Source organism: Pseudaestuariivita sp. (genome assembly GCF_052825805.1).
This window is the reverse complement of record NZ_JBRBVB010000008.1, coordinates 25,042-40,963: the sequence shown is the minus strand read 5'-3', so window position 1 is coordinate 40,963 and position 15,922 is coordinate 25,042. Positions and strand designations below refer to the sequence as shown.

The following is a 15,922-nucleotide window of genomic DNA, read 5'->3' as shown; positions in this document are numbered from 1 at the left end:
GCCCTCCGGGGGGAGTTTATTTGGGAAGATGAAGGACGTGCGCGATGGCTGATCTGACAAGCGACTTTCTGGGCATCAAGAGCCCGAACCCTTTTTGGCTCGCCTCCGCGCCGCCCACAGACAAGGAGTACAACGTCCGCCGTGCCTTTGAGGCCGGTTGGGGCGGTGTGGTGTGGAAGACGCTGGGGCTCGACCCGCATATCGTGAACGTAAACGGGCCGCGCTATGGCGCGATCTGGGGCGCGGATCGGCGGCTTTTGGGGCTGAACAATATCGAGCTGATCACGGATCGCCCTTTGGAGGTGAACCTCCAGGAGATCAAGGCGGTCAAGCGGGACTACCCGGATCGTGCCATGATTGTCTCGCTCATGGTGCCTTGTGAGGAGGACCCTTGGAAGTTCATCCTCGAAAAGGTCGAGGACACGGGCGCGGACGGGGTCGAGCTGAACTTTGGCTGTCCTCATGGGATGAGCGAACGCGGCATGGGCAGCGCCGTTGGCCAAGTGCCGGAGTACATCGAGATGGTCACGCGCTGGGCCAAGGCCAACACGCGCATGCCGGTCATCGTCAAGCTCACGCCCAACATCACGGACATCCGCAAGCCGGCCGCTGCTGCGCATGCGGGCGGGGCGGACGCGGTGTCGCTGATCAACACCATCAACTCGATCACGTCGGTCAACCTCGACCTCTTTGCGCCGGAGCCGACCATCGACGGCAAGGGCGCGCATGGCGGCTATTGCGGGCCCGCGGTCAAGCCGATCGCGCTCAACATGGTGGCCGAGATTGCGCGTGATCCAGAGTTGCAGGGCTTGCCGATCAGCGGGATCGGCGGGGTTACGACCTGGCGCGATGCAGCGGAGTTCCTCGCGCTCGGCGCGGGCAACGTGCAGGTCTGCACGGCGGCGATGACCTACGGGTTCAAGATCGTGCAGGAGATGATCTCCGGCCTGTCGGACTACATGGATGAAAAGGGTTTTGCGTCGGTCGACGAGATCGTGGGACGGGCGGTGCCGAATTGCTCGGACTGGCAGCACCTCAACCTCAATTATGTCGCGAAGGCGCGGATCAACCAGGACCTCTGCATCTCGTGCGGGCGCTGCTATGCGGCCTGCGAGGACACGTCGCACCAGGCGATTGCGATGTCAGCCGACCGGGTGTTCACCGTCAAGGACGACGAATGCGTGGCGTGCAACCTCTGCGTGAACGTCTGCCCGGTCGAGGACTGCATCACGATGGAGGCGATGACGCCGGGCGAGACCGATCCGCGCACGGGCCGGGTGGTGGAGCCTGACTACGCCAACTGGACCACGCATCCCAACAACCCGGGCGCGCAGGCGGCGGAGTAGGCCCCACATTTTGCTGCGTAAAATGTGGGGTGCACAAAGTTCGGAAGGGCTTTGTGCGGCCTAGCAGAGAATGCGGATCTCGCCGGGATTGCAGATGACGATGTACTGGTCGCCACACTCCACGAGGTGGAACCCGCGCCGTTCGACCTCACGCAGGAGATGGTCGAGGCCAATCTCCCGCTCCACCGCCCTTTTTGACCGGCGCACGATCCCGCCCGTCTGCGCGGCCTTGGCGCCAAAGAGTTGCCGGGTGAACCCACCATTGATCGGGCGCTTCAAATTCTGCTGCAGCATGTTCATGCGAACATGATGCGGAGAGGGGGTGAAGTTCGCGTTAAGGCGTGAGCAGCGCGCGGAACATGCGGTCCACATGTGCGCGTGCGGCGGCCTGCGGGGCATCGCCCGCCAGCACGCGTACCTGCGCGTCGAAATCGGCGTAGTGCTGGGTGACCGACCAGATCGACATCAAGAGATGCGCCGGGTCGACTCGGGCTAAAGCGCCGGCGTCGATCCACGCCTGGATCAGCGCGCATTTGTCGTCAAAGAGCGGCTTGAGCCCGGCCTCCAGATCGGCCTGCATCCGCGGCGCGCCTTGCAGCACTTCACCCGCAAAAAGACGGCTTTCGCGCGGCATCTCCCAGCTCATCTCGAGCTTGCGGTGGATGTAGCCCATCAGCGCCTCGAGCGGGTCGCCGTCCGGGTCCATCTCCTTGAGCGGGGCGAGCCAGATGTCCAACAGACCGTTCAGCAAGGTGCGGTGGATCTCGTCCTTCCCATTGAAATAATAAAGGATATTCGGCTTCGACAGTCCCGCCGCTTCGGCGATCTGGTCAAGCGTGGCGCCGCGAAACCCGTGTGCCGAGAAGACCTCGAGCGCCGCGTCGAGGATCTTGCGCCGGTTCTTGACCTGGATGCGGCTTGGTTTCTTGGCAATCTCGGACACTGACGGGCGTGCCTTTCTTTTGGGCGGTTGCCCGAATCCTGGCTTTCGGCGCAGGCTGCGCCGGTGGGTCTATTCTTGACAGATAAACCGGCACGCGCAATCGTTTACCAAACGGTCAAAAATCTGTCGGCGATGACAGACGCACCAACCCGACGCAGCAAAAGGAGCCACGTCATGGCAGCGCCCGGCGAGAACCTGAAGGTCAACGGCGACCGCCTCTGGGACAGTCTCATGGAAATGGCCAAGATCGGCCCGGGTATCGCGGGTGGGAACAATCGCCAGACGCTGACGGACGAGGACAGCGAAGGCCGGCACCTGTTCCAGAATTGGTGCGAGGACGCGGGCATGACCATGGGGGTCGACGAGATCGGCAACATGTTCGCCCGCCGTGAGGGGACGGACCCGGAGGCGCTTCCGGTCTACGTGGGCTCCCACCTCGACACGCAGCCGACGGGTGGGAAGTACGATGGAGTTCTCGGAGTGCTCGGAGGGCTGGAGATCATCCGCACGCTCAACGATCTGGGGATTAAGACCAAGCATCCCATCGTGGTCACCAATTGGACCAATGAGGAGGGGACGCGTTTCGCCCCCGCCATGCTCGCCTCGGGCGTCTTTGCGGGCAAGCATGACCTCGACTGGGCCAACGACCGCGTCGATGCGCAGGGCAAACGATTTGGCGACGAGCTGGAGCGGATCGGTTGGAAAGGCCCCGAAAAGGTGGGCGATCGCAAGATGCACGCCTTCTTCGAGCTGCACATCGAGCAGGGCCCGATCCTCGAGGCCGAGAGCAAAGACATCGGGGTTGTCACCCATGGTCAAGGCCTGCGTTGGATCGAATGCACCGTGACCGGGAAGGAAAGCCACACCGGCTCCACCCCCATGCACATGCGCAAAAATGCCGGGCGCGGGCTCGCGCTCATCACCGAGCTGGTCCACGAGATCGCGATGAAGAACCAGCCGAACGCCGTCGGCGCCATCGGCCATATCGACGTCTACCCCAACTCCCGGAACATCATTCCCGGCAAGGTCGTCTTCACCGTGGATATGCGCACGCACCTCCTCGATAAGCTCAACGCCATGGTCGACGAGTTCAACGAACGCGCACCCAAGCTCTGCGAAGAGATCGGCGTCGAGTTTGCCTGCGAGATCGTCGGCCAGTTCGACCCGCCCGCCTTTGACGAAGGCTGCGTCAGCGCCATCCGCGAGGCCGCCGAACGGCTGGGGTATTCGCACATGGACATCGTCTCCGGCGCCGGCCACGACGCCTGCTGGATCAACGACATGTACCCCACCGCCATGGTCATGTGCCCCTGCGTCGACGGCCTGTCACACAACGAGGCCGAAGAGATCTCCAAGGAATGGGCGACCGCTGGCACCGACGTTCTGATGCACGCAGTTGTCGAAACGGCGGGGGTCGAGGGGTGAGTGAGCCCGCGCACCCTCGGTCCCTCGCGGCCACGGACGAGGACGTAGACGCAGATCTGGCCCGGCTCGACAGGGAAACACTCGAGGCGGAGGCGCGCAAGTTGCGTCGCGCCATTCGCGCGCACCGCGATGCAAGCGGGCACGATCTGTGCTGGCATTGGCCAGACATGTGGGCGCTTTTGCCCGATACGCCAAGTGTCGCGCACGAGGTGCCGGATTGGCCTCAATTCATGCGAGGATGCGTGCAATACCGCGCCAATCTCGATCAACAGCTAAAGTCTGCGCCGCGGACACAATTGGAGTTTGAGGAATGACCACCAAAGTCATCAAGAACGGCACCGTGTGCACGGCGGACCTGACCTACAAGGCGGACGTGCTTGTCGAGGACGGGGTGATCATCGAGATCGGGCAGGGGCTCAAGGGCGACACCGAGCTGGATGCCACGGGCTGCTATGTCATGCCCGGTGGGATCGACCCGCATGTGCATCTTGAGATGCCGTTTATGGGGACCTATTCCTCCGATGACTTCGAAAGCGGCACGCGGGCGGGGCTTGCAGGCGGGACGACGATGGTCGTGGATTTTTGCCTGCCGAACCAGGGTGAGAGCCTGCTCGACGCGATCAAGCGTTGGGACAACAAGTCGACGCGGGCGAATTGCGACTACTCCTTCCACATGGCGGTGACCTGGTGGGGGGAGCAGGTCTTCAACGACATGGAGACCGTGGTCAAGGATCGCGGGATCAACACGTTCAAGCACTTCCTCGCCTACAAGGGCGCGCTGATGGTGAACGACGACGAGCTCTTTGCCTCGTTCAACCGCCTGTCCGAGCTTGGCGCGATTGCCATGGTGCATGCCGAGAACGGCGATGTGGTGGCCGAGATGACGGCCAAGTTGCTCGCCGAAGGCAACAACGGTCCCGAAGGGCATGCCTACTCCCGTCCCTCCCAGGTTGAAGGCGAGGCGACCAACCGCGCGATCATGATCGCCGACATGGCGGGTGTGCCGCTTTATGTCGTGCACACCTCCTGCGAGGAGGCGCACGAGGCGATCCGCCGGGCCAAGATGCAAGGGAAGCGCGTTTGGGGTGAGCCCTTGATCCAGCACCTGACGCTGGATGAGAGCGAGTATTTCCACGCCGACTGGGACCATGCCGCGCGCCGCGTGATGTCGCCCCCCTTCCGCAACAAGCAGCACCAGGACAGCCTTTGGGCGGGTCTGCAGTCGGGCTCTCTGTCGGTGGTGGCGACGGATCACTGCGCCTTTACAACGGAGCAAAAGCGGTACGGGGTGGGGGATTTCTCCAAGATCCCCAACGGGACAGGCGGGCTCGAGGATCGGATGCCGATGCTCTGGACGCATGGCGTGCGTACGGGGCGCCTGACCCCGAACGAGTTCGTGGCCGTGACCTCCACCAACATCGCCAAGATCCTCAACTGCTACCCCAAGAAGGGCGCGGTTCTGGTGGGCGCCGATGCGGACCTGGTGGTCTGGGACCCGGAGAAATCCAAGACGATCACCGCGTCCTCGCAGCAATCGGCCATCGATTACAACGTGTTCGAAGGCAAGGAGGTCACCGGCCTGCCCCGCTTCACCCTCACCCGCGGCCACGTTGCGGTCCACGACGGCGAGATCCGCACGCGGGAAGGGCACGGGAAGTTCGTGAAGCGGGAACCGGATACGCCGGTAAACAAGGCTTTGTCGTCGTGGAAAGAGCTCACCGCGCCGCAGCCGGTACAACGGACTGGTATCCCGGCGACGGGGGTTTAAGTTCAGATCGTGGCCAGCCCTGTCTATTTTCGCGAGGACCACGTTCAGATGAGCAACCGGCACTTCGCCAATCTACTTGATTTCGCTTTGAAGATCGGGCCGCGTTTCACAGCGTCGGAACAAGACATTCTAGAGTTCCGCCGCATGATGGATCTGCGCGACGATGGGTTCTTTTGGCCAGGGCGCGGGCTTACAATTGAGGAGGATTTCGAAAACTGTGAAGCGCTGCAATTTTGGTCGAAGGTCTTCTTCGAGGTCGCCCAAAGCGTTTTCCTTCGGGAAATCGGAAACCAGAGCAACACGCAATGGCAGACGCAGATGATTTTCTTTGCCATGGGCACGGCAAACCTCTTTCTAAAGGCGGCGCGCATGTCTGGCGAGGTTGGCAAAGCCTGGTTTCCTGAAACAAGAGCGAGCACGGGGAATGCCTCTATCGGAGTGAGACACTGATGGCAGTTATCTCCGCCTCTGACCTCTCCCTCACCTTCCAGACCAATGACGGGCCGGTGCATGCACTCAAGGACGTCGATCTGGAGATTGGGAAGGGGGAGTTTGTTTCCTTCATCGGGCCGTCGGGCTGTGGGAAGACGACGTTTCTGAGGTGCATCGCAGCGCTCGAGGAGCCGACCGGGGGCACGCTCAGCGTCAATGGGATGACCGCGGACGAGGCGCGGAAGGCGCGGGCCTATGGCTATGTCTTTCAGGCGGCGGGGCTCTATCCGTGGCGGACGATTGGGAAGAACATCGCGTTGCCGCTGGAGATCATGGGCTTTTCCAAGGCCGAGCAGCAGGAGCGGACCCAGCGCGTGCTCGAGCTTGTGGAACTCGCCGGGTTCGAGAAGAAGTTTCCCTGGCAGCTTTCGGGGGGCATGCAGCAAAGGGCCTCCATCGCGCGGGCTCTGGCGTTTGATGCGGACATCCTTCTGATGGACGAGCCGTTCGGGGCGCTTGACGAGATTGTGCGGGATCACCTCAACGAACAGCTTTTGGCGCTGTGGCGGCGGACGGAGAAGACAATTGCCTTTGTCACGCATTCGATCGACGAGGCGGTGTTCCTTTCGACCAAGATCGTGGTGATGTCGCCGCGCCCGGGGCGGATCACGGATGTGATCGAGAGCCCGTTTCCTCCGGATAGGGGCCTCGACGTGCGGGAGACGCCCGAATTCATCGAGATCGCCCGACGTGTGCGCGAGGGTCTGCGCGCGGGGACGGTCGATGAGTGAGGCTGTACCAGTGGCCCCGGATCAGGTCCGGGGCGGGCTCATTCCACGGCGCGGGGAGCGGGAGGACATGGCGGCCTGTGCGGCGGTTGTGAACGGCTGGATCGACGCGACGGAGTGGATGCCGCGGGTGTATGATGCTGCGACCATCGAGGGGTTCTTCCGGGATGGCTTCGATAAGCGCGAGTTCTGGGTCCTTGGGGATCCGATCTTTGCCTATGCGTCGTTCAATCCAGAGACGGCGCAGCTGGTTGCTTTGTATTCGGCGCGGACGGGTGAGGGCGCGGGCAAGGCGCTGATGGAAGCTGTGAAGAACGGGCGGGATTGGCTTTGGCTGACGACGCATGAGCCGAACCTTCGGGCGCAGAAGTTTTATGCGCGCGAGGGGTTCGTGGAGGTGTCGCGGCATGATCCCGAGCTGCCTGAGGTGGTGCGGGAAGTGAGGCTTGAATGGTCGCGGTAGGGGCGCTCGTCCGCCCTGCCGGGCGGCCTCGCGGGAGGGCCTCCGGCGGGGATATTTTTAGCCAGAAGAAGCCGGGGGTGGTGCTTTGCTGAGGTCGGTGGGCGCTGTCGTGACCGTTCTGCTGGCGCTGGTGGTGATCTGGTACGCGGCGGCGGTCTGGATGAATTCCGGCTGGGCGCTGGCGCAGGCGGAGCGGCAGGGCGAGGTGCTGAGCTTTGGCGAGGTCGTGGCTGACACGATGGCGCAGAAGCGGCCACGTTTGCCGGCGCCGCATCAGGTCTTTGCCGAGCTTTGGGACAGCACGGTCGAGAAGCGGGTGACCTCGAAGCGCAGCCTCGTGTTCCATGGCTGGATCACGTTGCAGTCGACGCTGTGGGGGTTTGCGCTGGGCACGTTTGTCGGGATCGCTTTGGCGGTGGGTATCGTCTATTCCCGCGTGATGGAGCTTAGCGTGATGCCGTGGGCGGTGATCTCGCAGACGATCCCGATTGTGGCGCTGGCGCCGATGATCATCGTGCTGAGTTCCTCTGCCGGGATCGAGGGGCGGGGTGTACCGAAGGCGATTATCTCGGCGTATTTGTGTTTCTTTCCGGTCCTGGTGGGCATGGTGAAGGGACTGAGGGCGCCGTCGCGAGATCAGCTTGACCTGATGCGGACGTATGGGGCGACTGGCGGCGACGTGTTCTGGAAGCTGCGCCTGCCGGCGTCGGTGCCGTATCTCTTTGCCTCGCTCAAGATCGGGATTGCGGCGGCCCTGGTGGGGACCATTGTCGGTGAGTTGCCGACGGGGGCGATCCGGGGGCTTGGGGCGCGTATCCTCATCGGTGACCAGTTCGGCAATCCGATCATGATCTGGAGCGCGCTTTTTGCGGCGGCGATCCTGGCGGGCGGGCTCGTGATCCTCTTTGGGGTCATCGAGAAGCTGACGCTGCGACGCATGGGGGCGGCGCGATGATCGTTCTGGTGGCCGTTGCGATCTGGATTGCGCTCTGGGCGCTGAATGTGCGTTTGGCGCGGGCGGCGCGGCTGGGATGGCTGGTGCCGGTGCTCTTTGGCGTCGCGGTGCTTGTCCTTTGGGAAGGTGTCGTGCGCGGCTTTGGCATTTCCCCGATCATCCTGCCGGCGCCGTCCCAGGTGGGGGCGACCTTTGCGGCGGAGACGGAGACGCTGTGGCTCGACTTTACGCAGACGGTGGTCAAGGGGGCCTTTACCGGGTTTGCCATTGGCACGGTGGCGGCGTTTGTGGTGGCGATTGCGATGGACCGCTCGCCATTCCTGCAGCGGGGGCTCTTGCCGATCGGGAACTTTGTTGCAGCGCTGCCGATCGTGGGGATCGCGCCGATCCTCGTGGGCTGGTTCGGGTTCGACTGGCAGTCCAAGGCGGCTGTCGTCGTGGTCATGGTATTCTTCCCGATGCTGGTGAACACGGTGGCCGGGCTCAAGGACACGACCGCGATGCAGCGCGATCTGATGCGGACCTACGGGGCGTCGTACGGTGAGACGCTGCTCAAGCTGCGTTTGCCGGCGGCGATGCCGTTTATCTTCAACGGGCTCAAGATCGGGACGACGCTTGCGCTGATCGGGGCGATTGTTGCTGAATATTTCGGCTCCCCGACGCGAGGGATGGGATTCCGCATCTCCACCGAGGTGGGGCGCTTGAACATCGATATGGTCTGGGCCGAGATAGCCGTCGCAGCTTTGGCGGGCTCGATATTGTACGGCGCGATGGTTTTGATCGAACGGCGGGTGACGTTCTGGCACCCTTCGCAACGCTGAAGAGACAACAACAGGAGAGAGAGAAGATGAAACACATTCTGACAGGGGCTGCGTTTGCGATGGCGGCCACGGCGGCGCAGGCCGCGGACGAGGTGACGTTGCAGTTGCAGTGGGTGACGCAGGCGCAGTTCGCTGGGTACTACGTGGCGCTCGAGAACGGGTATTACGGTGAGGAAGACCTCGACGTGACGATCCTGCCGGGTGGCCCGGACATCGCCCCGCCGCAAGTGCTGGCGGGCGGCGCTGCGGACGCGATGCTCAACTGGATGCCGTCGGCGTTGGCGGCGCGCGAAAAGGGTCTGCCGGTGGTCAACATCGCCCAGCCGTTCAAGAGCTCGGGCCTGATGCTGACTTGCTGGAAGGACACGGGCATCACCGGTCCGCAGGACTTTAAGGGCCGCACGATCGGCGTCTGGTTCTTCGGCAACGAGTACCCGTTTCTCAGTTGGATGAGCCAGGAGGGGATCTCCACCGATGGGGGCGAGGACGGTGTGACCGTGCTCAAGCAGGGGTTCAACGTCGATCCGCTGCTCCAGCGTCAGGCGGACTGCATCTCGACGATGACCTACAACGAGTACTGGCAGGTCATTGATGCGGGTGTGAGCCCGGACGAGCTGGTGACCTTCCGCTATGAGGAGCAGGGCGTTGCGACCCTGGAGGACGGGATCTACGTGCTCGAGGACAACCTCGAAGACCCGGCTTTTGTCGACAAGATGGCCCGGTTCGTGCGCGCCTCGATGAAGGGGTGGAAGTGGGCCGAAGAGAACCCGAGCGACGCGGCGATGATCGTGTTGGAGTACGATGAGACCGGTGCACAGACCGAGGAGCATCAGATCCGCATGATGGGCGAGATTGCCAAGCTGACGGCGGGCTCGAACGGCGCGCTGGTCGAGGCGGATTTCGAACGCACCGTGGATTCGCTGCTGGCTGGCGGGTCGGACCCGGTGATCACCGCGCGCCCCGAGGGTGCGTGGACGCACATGGTCACGGATATGGCGCTGAACTAGGGTCTTTCGTCTGATCTGACGATCAAGGCTGCGAAGTCGCTCCGGGATGCCGGGGCGGCTTTTTCGTGTGCGCCTTTATGTTCGCGTGCGGGTGGTTCGCGCCCCAGACTGCGGCCGCGTCCTTGGCGATCAGTCGGTCTTGCAGGGCGTCGAGCGCGCGGAGCGCGGCGGTCGGGCATCCGGTCTGTCGCAGGGCCTTGCCGTAGGCGGCCTTGACGCTGGCCGCGCGCCAGGGGAGCGCGGCGGAGGCGACCCAGCGGCGCAAGTCCGGCGGGAGGCCGTCAAAGCTGCGCATCTTGTCGCCGCGGCGGGGCGACGTCTTGAGGCTGGTGGTGCCGGTGTTGGTCGAGAGGGGCATCGCGTGATCCGCTGGCAGGCTGTACCGATGTTATAACATATCAAAAATGAGGTGAAGACCGGATGATGTGCAGCAGAGCGCAGTCAGAGGGCAAAGACCTGTGGGGGCGTTGTGGAACCTTTGTGCCTTTGCGGCCTTGTTCACGAGTGCACGTGATGCAATTCACGCGATCCATTGCCCCGCTTCTCTGAACTGGTTCTGCCCCATGACCCTCGTGATCGACGTGACCCTTGACTACGCCCTGCCGACGCCAACTGACCTGCTTTTGCAGATCGAGGTGGCGGATGTGCCATCGCAGACCCTGTCAGGCGTTGTGTTCGAAACCTCTGAGCTCGCGCACATGGCACGTGTGCCGGCGGACGAAGGGATCGGGTCACGGGTCTGGATGCGGGCGGAGCACGCTTTTCAGGTGACCTACCACGCGGAGGTGGAGATCGACCGCCCCGATGCCGACCTGCAGGCGTTGCCGCAGACCCCGCCGCATCTCCTGCCGGGGGATGCAGTGCGCTACCTGATGCCGTCGCGCTATTGCCCGTCGGACGAGTTCCAGTCCTTTGTCGCGGCCGAGTTCGGTGAGCTTGAGGGCGGTGCGCGGATCGCTGCGATGCGCGACTGGATCGCGCGGGCCTTCAGCTACGTGCCGGGCTCGAGCAACGCCCAGACGACAGCGCTCGACACCTTCGTGCAGCGGCAGGGCGTGTGCCGCGACTACGCCCATGTGCTTGTGACCCTCGCACGGGCCTCGACCGTGCCTGCGCGGCTGGCCAGCGTCTATGCGCCGGGCGTGACGCCGCCTGATTTCCACGCGGTTGCGGAGGTGTTCCTTGACGGGGCCTGGCGCCTCGTGGACGCGACCGGCATGGCGCGGGCGAGCGAAATGGCGGTGATCGGTGTCGGCACCGATGCGTCGAACGCGGCATTCCTGACGAGCTTCGGGCGGATGGACCTCGTGACGCAGACCGTGTCGGTCACCGAGCGCACCTGAGGGTCAGGCCCTGAGGCCGCCGATCTCGCGCTGCGCCACGCGTGCCGCGATGATCAATGCAAGCACCCAGCCGGTGCTGACGGCGATCCCGATGCCGAGCCAGACGCCCCAGACGTCCATGCCCGCAACTCCGACGAGCAGCCAGACGAAGAAGGCGACGCCGAACCCCTGTCGGTAGATCGAGATCCAGAGCGTCCAGACCGGGCGCTTGAGCGCCTGCAGGAAGGAGTTGATGGCGAAGAGCATCATGTAGAGGATGAAGAGGAAGCTGTCGACGCGCAGGTAGCTGACGCCGACCGCGATCACGTCCGGGTCGTCGGTAAAGATCGACATGGCGAGACCACCCCCGAACCACAGGATCGGAGCCGCGCCGACGGTCATCACAAGGCCGAGCTTCCAGCAGAACCAGAGCGCCTCGCGCACGCGGGCATGATCGTCTGCGCCAAAGTTCTGTGCCGCGATGGGCAGGAGCGCGCCGGTCATGCCAAGCACGGGGAGGAGCAGGATCTGCTCGATCCTCAGAGCGATGCCGTAGGCGGCGATGGCGTGTTCTCCGAACCCTTTGAGGGCGAATTGCACGACGAAGCCTGAGATGAACATGACGATCAGCGCCGAGGCGGTCGGGAGCATCTGCATCCCGATGTCTCTAAAGGCGCCAGGGCTGGGGATCAGCTCGGACCAGCGCGCGCGCTCCATGATCCTGAGGGCCATGACGTTGCGCAGGACGTAGAGCATCACCCCGGTCTGCGAGACCACGGTCGCGAGCGCGATTCCGTTGAACCCGAGGCCGGGGACGACACCGGGAATGCCGTAGATAAAGAGTGGGTTAAGACCGATGTTGGCGACGAAGGCGACCATCAGCGCGCGCTGCAGCGTGACGCTGTCGCCGTGGGCCTGAAGGATGCCGTTGGCCGCGTAGGCGATCAGGAAGCCTGGAAGGGCGGCGAGCAGCCAAAGGTAGTAGCCGTTTGCCGCGTCGCGGTAGCCGCCCGGCTCGGACACCAGCGCGATGAGCTGCGGGCCTGCGAAGAAGCCGATGATGATCAGCAGCAACGTGGCGGTAATCCCGAACGAGATGCCCTGGAGGGCGATGCAGCGTGCGAGGCGGTCGTCTTTCTTGCCGCGGGCGTTGCCGACGAGCGCGCTCATGGCGGCACCTGTGCCAAAGCCAACAGCCATCATGATGAAGAACGCCTGGAACCCGATCGCGAGCCCCGCCTGCGCCTCGGTCGAGAGTTGCCCGGCAAAGTAGACGTCGACCACATTATAGAGCGTCGAGAAGAGCATCCCCATCGCCGCCGGGATCGCAAGGGTGCGGAAGTGGCCCGGGATCGGGCCAGTCGTCAGGTCGTGGTCGCGCATGGGGAGCTTTCGGATGTCCTATGCTATAGCGTTAGCCGGTTCTTGGGTCTGCGTCACCTGCGCTGTTGTTTGAGGGTTGATTGGGGCTCTGCCCCCGCCGACACAAAATCTTCTTGCGAAGATTTGTGTCGCCTCCCCCGGGATATTTTTAGCCAGAAGAAGCTGGGACTTGGCGCTTTGTGGGTGCGGCAGAATGGGACTCCAAAAGAGAACAAAGATAGAACATACTGAGTCTCCATGTTTGCCGAGTTGTCGATCACGTCGAACTTTTCCTTTCTCACCGGGGCCTCGCACCCGGAGGAGTACATGGACCGTGCGGCGCTGATCGGGCTTTCTGCGATTGCGATTGCCGATGAGAACTCGGTCGCCGGGATCGTGCGGGCGCATACGCGGGCGCGGGAGATCGGGCGGCTTGTGCGGGAGCGGCAGGCGTTCGATGCCGAGCACGGGCTGATCGGGCCGCCGAAGCCGGCGCATGTGCCGGAGCCGCCAAGGGCGCCGGTGGGAAATGTGCCGCGGCTGATCCCGGCAGCGCGGCTGACGTTCGAGGACGGGCCGGAGATGACGGTCCTGCCGGTGGATCGGCAGGGGTGGGCGCATTTGTGCCGGCTCCTTTCGCGGGGACGGCTGAGGGCGGAGAAGGGCTCCTGCCATCTACGGCTGACGGATCTGATGGAGTTCGCGGGCGGGCTGCATCTGGTCCTGCACCCTCCGCCGGAGGCGGGGCCGGGGCGCAAGGCGTGGGCCGGGCAGGCGGAGCGGGTGGTGCGTGCTTGTGCGGGCAATGTGCACCTGATGCTGGCGCCGGTCTATGACGGGCAGGACGTGGCGCGGTTTGATCGGCTGGCGGCGCTTGCGGAGCGGATGGGTGTGCCCACGCTCGCCTCCGCCCGGCCCTTGATGCACCACGGGAGGCGGCGTCGCATGGCGGATGTGCTGACGGCGATCCGCACGGGCACCCGGGTCGATGACCTGGGTGCGGCGGCGCTTGCCAATGCCGAGCAGCGCCTGCGGTCGGAGGCGGAGCTGCGGCGGATGCTGGGACCCCATGCCGGGGCGGTGGACCGGGCGGGGGAATTGGCGGCGCGGCTGGACTTTTCGCTCGACAGTCTGCGGTACGAATACCCTTCGGAGGTGAGTGAAGGCGAGACGCCGGAGGCGCGGCTGCGGCGGCTGGCGCATAAGGGCCTCGACTGGCGCTACCCGGGCGGTGCGCCGGAGAAGGTGAAGAAGCTGCTCGAGCACGAGCTGACGCTGATCGCCAAGCTCAAGTACGAGCCTTACTTCCTCACCGTGCGCGACGTGGTGCATTTTGCCCGGTCGCGGAACATCCTCTGCCAGGGACGCGGATCGGCGGCGAACTCGGTCGTGTGCTACTGCCTTGGCGTGACCTCCGTGTCGCCGGAGATCGGGACGATGGTGTTCGAGCGGTTTGTCTCCGAGGCGCGGGACGAGCCGCCCGACATCGACGTCGATTTCGAGCATGAGCGGCGCGAGGAGGTGATCCAGCACATCTACCAGCGCTACGGGCGGGAGCGCGCGGGGCTTTGTGCGACGGTGATCCACTACCGGGGGAAGCGGGCGATCCGCGAGGTGGGCGCGGCGATGGGGCTGACGCAGGACACCATCTCGGCGCTGTCGTCGCAGCTTTGGGGGTTCTTCTCCACCAACGGCCTTGAGGACGCACGCATGCGGGAGATCGGGCTCGACCCCGCCGACCGCCGTCTGCGCCAGACGTTGGAGTTGGTCTTCGAGATCAACGGCTTTCCCCGGCACCTGTCGCAACACGTGGGCGGGTTCATCATGACCGAGGGGCGGCTCGACGAGCTGGTCCCGATCGAGAACGCCACGATGGAGGACCGCACGGTCATCTGCTGGGACAAGGACGACATCGACAGTCTCGGCATTCTCAAGGTCGACGTGCTCGCGCTGGGCATGCTCACCTGCATCCGCAAGGCGTTCGATCTTTTGCAGATGCATCATCAGAAGGACTGGACGTTGGCGACGCTGCCACCCGAGGACCCGGTGGTCTACGACATGATGTGCAAGGCGGACACGATCGGCGTTTTCCAGATCGAGAGCCGGGCGCAGATGAACTTCCTGCCCCGGATGAAGCCGCGCAATTTCTACGATCTGGTGATCGAGGTGGCGATCATCCGGCCGGGTCCGATCCAGGGGGACATGGTGCATCCCTACATTCGGCGTCGGAACGGGGAGGAGGAGGTGTCGTTTCCCTCGGACGCGCTGGGCCAGGTTCTGGGCAAGACGCTGGGCGTGCCGCTCTTTCAGGAGCAGGCGATGCAGATCGCCATCGTCGGGGCGGGGTTCACGCCGGAGCAGGCGGACCGGCTGAGGCGCGCGCTCGCGACGTTCAAGAAGCACGGCCATGTCGGGGAATTCCGCACGCTCTTTATGCGGGGGATGAAGAAGAACGGGTACGACGAGGACTTTGCTGCGCGCTGCTTTGGCCAGATCGAGGGGTTCGGCTCGTATGGGTTTCCCGAGAGCCACGCCGCCTCCTTTGCGCTGCTGGTCTACGCGAGTGCGTGGATCAAGTGTCACCACCCGGGCATCTTTGCCTGCGCGCTGCTCAACTCGCAGCCGATGGGATTTTACGCCCCGGCGCAGATCGTGCGGGATGCGCGCGAGCACGGGGTGGAGGTGCGCCCCATCAGCATCAATGACAGCTACTGGGACAACGTGATGGAGCCGGACGGCCGCGGCGGTCTCGCCCTGCGGCTGGGGTTTCGGCAGATCAAGGGGCTCAAGGAGGAGGACATCGCCTGGATCACTGCCGCGCGGGGCAACGGGTATCTCGAGGTCGAGGATGTCTGGCGCCGTGCGGGTGTGGGTCCGGCGGTGTTGACCCGGTTGGCGGAGGCGGATGTGTTTGCCGACATTGGCCTCAACCGGCGGGAGGCTCTTTGGGCGGCGAAAGCCTTGATGTCTGACGCGCCTTTGCCGCTCTTTTCAGGTGACCTCGGTGGGGAGATGATCCATGAGCCCGCTGCCTTGCTCCCGGAGATGACGTTGGGGGAGCAGGTGGTGGAGGATTTTGTGGCGATGCGCATGACTTTGCGGGCGCATCCGATGGCGCTGCTCAGGCATATTGTGACGCCGGGGGCGTCTAGGGTGGAGGAGTCATTGACCTCATTATGACTCGCTCAGATCAAAACGCCCGCCTGACGTTCACGTCAGGCCGCGCCGACCCGCCCCCGTCAAACCGAAGGTTTGCCTCCGGCAAAACGGGCGGCGCGATGCGCCACCCC

Annotated in this window: 15 protein-coding genes; 11 read left to right on the top strand and 4 right to left on the bottom strand. The window is 64.0% G+C overall.

Going from position 1 to position 15,922, the window contains the following annotated elements:
* The first annotated feature begins 44 nt into the window (after positions 1-44).
* Complete coding sequence (gene preA, locus ACU0B3_RS09970; protein WP_446260703.1) at positions 45-1,346, top strand: NAD-dependent dihydropyrimidine dehydrogenase subunit PreA; 1,302 nt, start codon at positions 45-47, stop codon at positions 1,344-1,346.
* A gap of 60 nt (positions 1,347-1,406) precedes the next feature.
* Here the strand turns inward: preA and ACU0B3_RS09965 are convergent, their stop codons facing one another.
* Together ACU0B3_RS09965 and ACU0B3_RS09960 are read right to left on the bottom strand one after the other, a co-directional pair.
* The gene (locus ACU0B3_RS09965) at positions 1,407-1,646 is read right to left on the bottom strand and encodes a hypothetical protein (protein ID WP_446260702.1); all 240 of its coding nucleotides are present in this window, start codon (positions 1,644-1,646) and stop codon (positions 1,407-1,409) included.
* 34 nt (positions 1,647-1,680) lie between these two features.
* The gene (locus ACU0B3_RS09960) at positions 1,681-2,289 is read right to left on the bottom strand and encodes a TetR family transcriptional regulator C-terminal domain-containing protein (RefSeq protein WP_446260701.1); all 609 of its coding nucleotides are present in this window, start codon (positions 2,287-2,289) and stop codon (positions 1,681-1,683) included.
* Positions 2,290-2,463: 174 nt separating this feature from the next.
* On the opposite strand from ACU0B3_RS09960, the gene ACU0B3_RS09955 reads away from it, so the two are divergent.
* The 8 genes from ACU0B3_RS09955 to ACU0B3_RS09920 all read left to right on the top strand — a co-directional run bounded on the left by ACU0B3_RS09955 (position 2,464) and on the right by ACU0B3_RS09920 (position 9,948).
* A complete protein-coding gene (locus ACU0B3_RS09955; RefSeq protein WP_446260700.1) occupies positions 2,464-3,714 on the top strand; it encodes a Zn-dependent hydrolase in 1,251 nt (416 codons plus the stop codon).
* A 310-nt stretch (positions 3,715-4,024) separates the two neighbouring features.
* Positions 4,025-5,482 (top strand): dihydropyrimidinase, encoded by a 1,458-nt coding sequence (gene hydA, locus ACU0B3_RS09950; RefSeq protein ID WP_446260699.1) that lies wholly within the window; start codon positions 4,025-4,027, stop codon positions 5,480-5,482.
* A 48-nt stretch (positions 5,483-5,530) separates the two neighbouring features.
* The gene (locus ACU0B3_RS09945; protein WP_446260698.1) at positions 5,531-5,932 is read left to right on the top strand and encodes a hypothetical protein; all 402 of its coding nucleotides are present in this window, start codon (positions 5,531-5,533) and stop codon (positions 5,930-5,932) included.
* The gene (locus ACU0B3_RS09940; RefSeq protein ID WP_446260697.1) at positions 5,932-6,705 is read left to right on the top strand and encodes an ABC transporter ATP-binding protein; all 774 of its coding nucleotides are present in this window, start codon (positions 5,932-5,934) and stop codon (positions 6,703-6,705) included. The genes ACU0B3_RS09945 and ACU0B3_RS09940 overlap by 1 nt, the downstream gene beginning before the upstream one ends.
* The gene (locus ACU0B3_RS09935) at positions 6,698-7,165 is read left to right on the top strand and encodes a GNAT family N-acetyltransferase (protein WP_446260696.1); all 468 of its coding nucleotides are present in this window, start codon (positions 6,698-6,700) and stop codon (positions 7,163-7,165) included. Before ACU0B3_RS09940 ends, ACU0B3_RS09935 begins: the two co-directional genes overlap by 8 nt.
* Positions 7,166-7,253: 88 nt before the next feature.
* A complete protein-coding gene (locus ACU0B3_RS09930) occupies positions 7,254-8,120 on the top strand; it encodes an ABC transporter permease (RefSeq protein WP_446260814.1) in 867 nt (288 codons plus the stop codon).
* Positions 8,117-8,941, top strand: coding sequence for an ABC transporter permease (locus tag ACU0B3_RS09925; protein ID WP_446260695.1), 825 nt, complete (start codon positions 8,117-8,119; stop codon positions 8,939-8,941). The genes ACU0B3_RS09930 and ACU0B3_RS09925 overlap by 4 nt, the downstream gene beginning before the upstream one ends.
* A 26-nt stretch (positions 8,942-8,967) precedes the next feature.
* Positions 8,968-9,948, top strand: a complete 981-nt coding sequence (locus ACU0B3_RS09920; RefSeq protein WP_446260694.1) for an ABC transporter substrate-binding protein — start codon at positions 8,968-8,970, stop codon at positions 9,946-9,948.
* A 22-nt stretch (positions 9,949-9,970) separates the two neighbouring features.
* Here the strand turns inward: ACU0B3_RS09920 and ACU0B3_RS09915 are convergent, their stop codons facing one another.
* Positions 9,971-10,306, bottom strand: a complete 336-nt coding sequence (locus ACU0B3_RS09915) for a DUF6525 family protein (protein ID WP_446260693.1) — start codon at positions 10,304-10,306, stop codon at positions 9,971-9,973.
* Positions 10,307-10,511: 205 nt separating this feature from the next.
* On the opposite strand from ACU0B3_RS09915, the gene ACU0B3_RS09910 reads away from it, so the two are divergent.
* A complete protein-coding gene (locus tag ACU0B3_RS09910) occupies positions 10,512-11,291 on the top strand; it encodes a transglutaminase-like domain-containing protein (RefSeq protein ID WP_446260692.1) in 780 nt (259 codons plus the stop codon).
* 3 nt (positions 11,292-11,294) lie between these two features.
* Here the strand turns inward: ACU0B3_RS09910 and ACU0B3_RS09905 are convergent, their stop codons facing one another.
* Positions 11,295-12,653, bottom strand: a complete 1,359-nt coding sequence (locus ACU0B3_RS09905; RefSeq protein ID WP_446260691.1) for an MATE family efflux transporter — start codon at positions 12,651-12,653, stop codon at positions 11,295-11,297.
* Between the two features lie 237 nt (positions 12,654-12,890).
* Here ACU0B3_RS09905 and ACU0B3_RS09900 point away from each other — a divergent pair, with 237 nt between their 5' ends.
* Positions 12,891-15,812, top strand: coding sequence for an error-prone DNA polymerase (locus ACU0B3_RS09900; protein ID WP_446260690.1), 2,922 nt, complete (start codon positions 12,891-12,893; stop codon positions 15,810-15,812).
* The last annotated feature ends 110 nt before the right edge of the window (positions 15,813-15,922 follow it).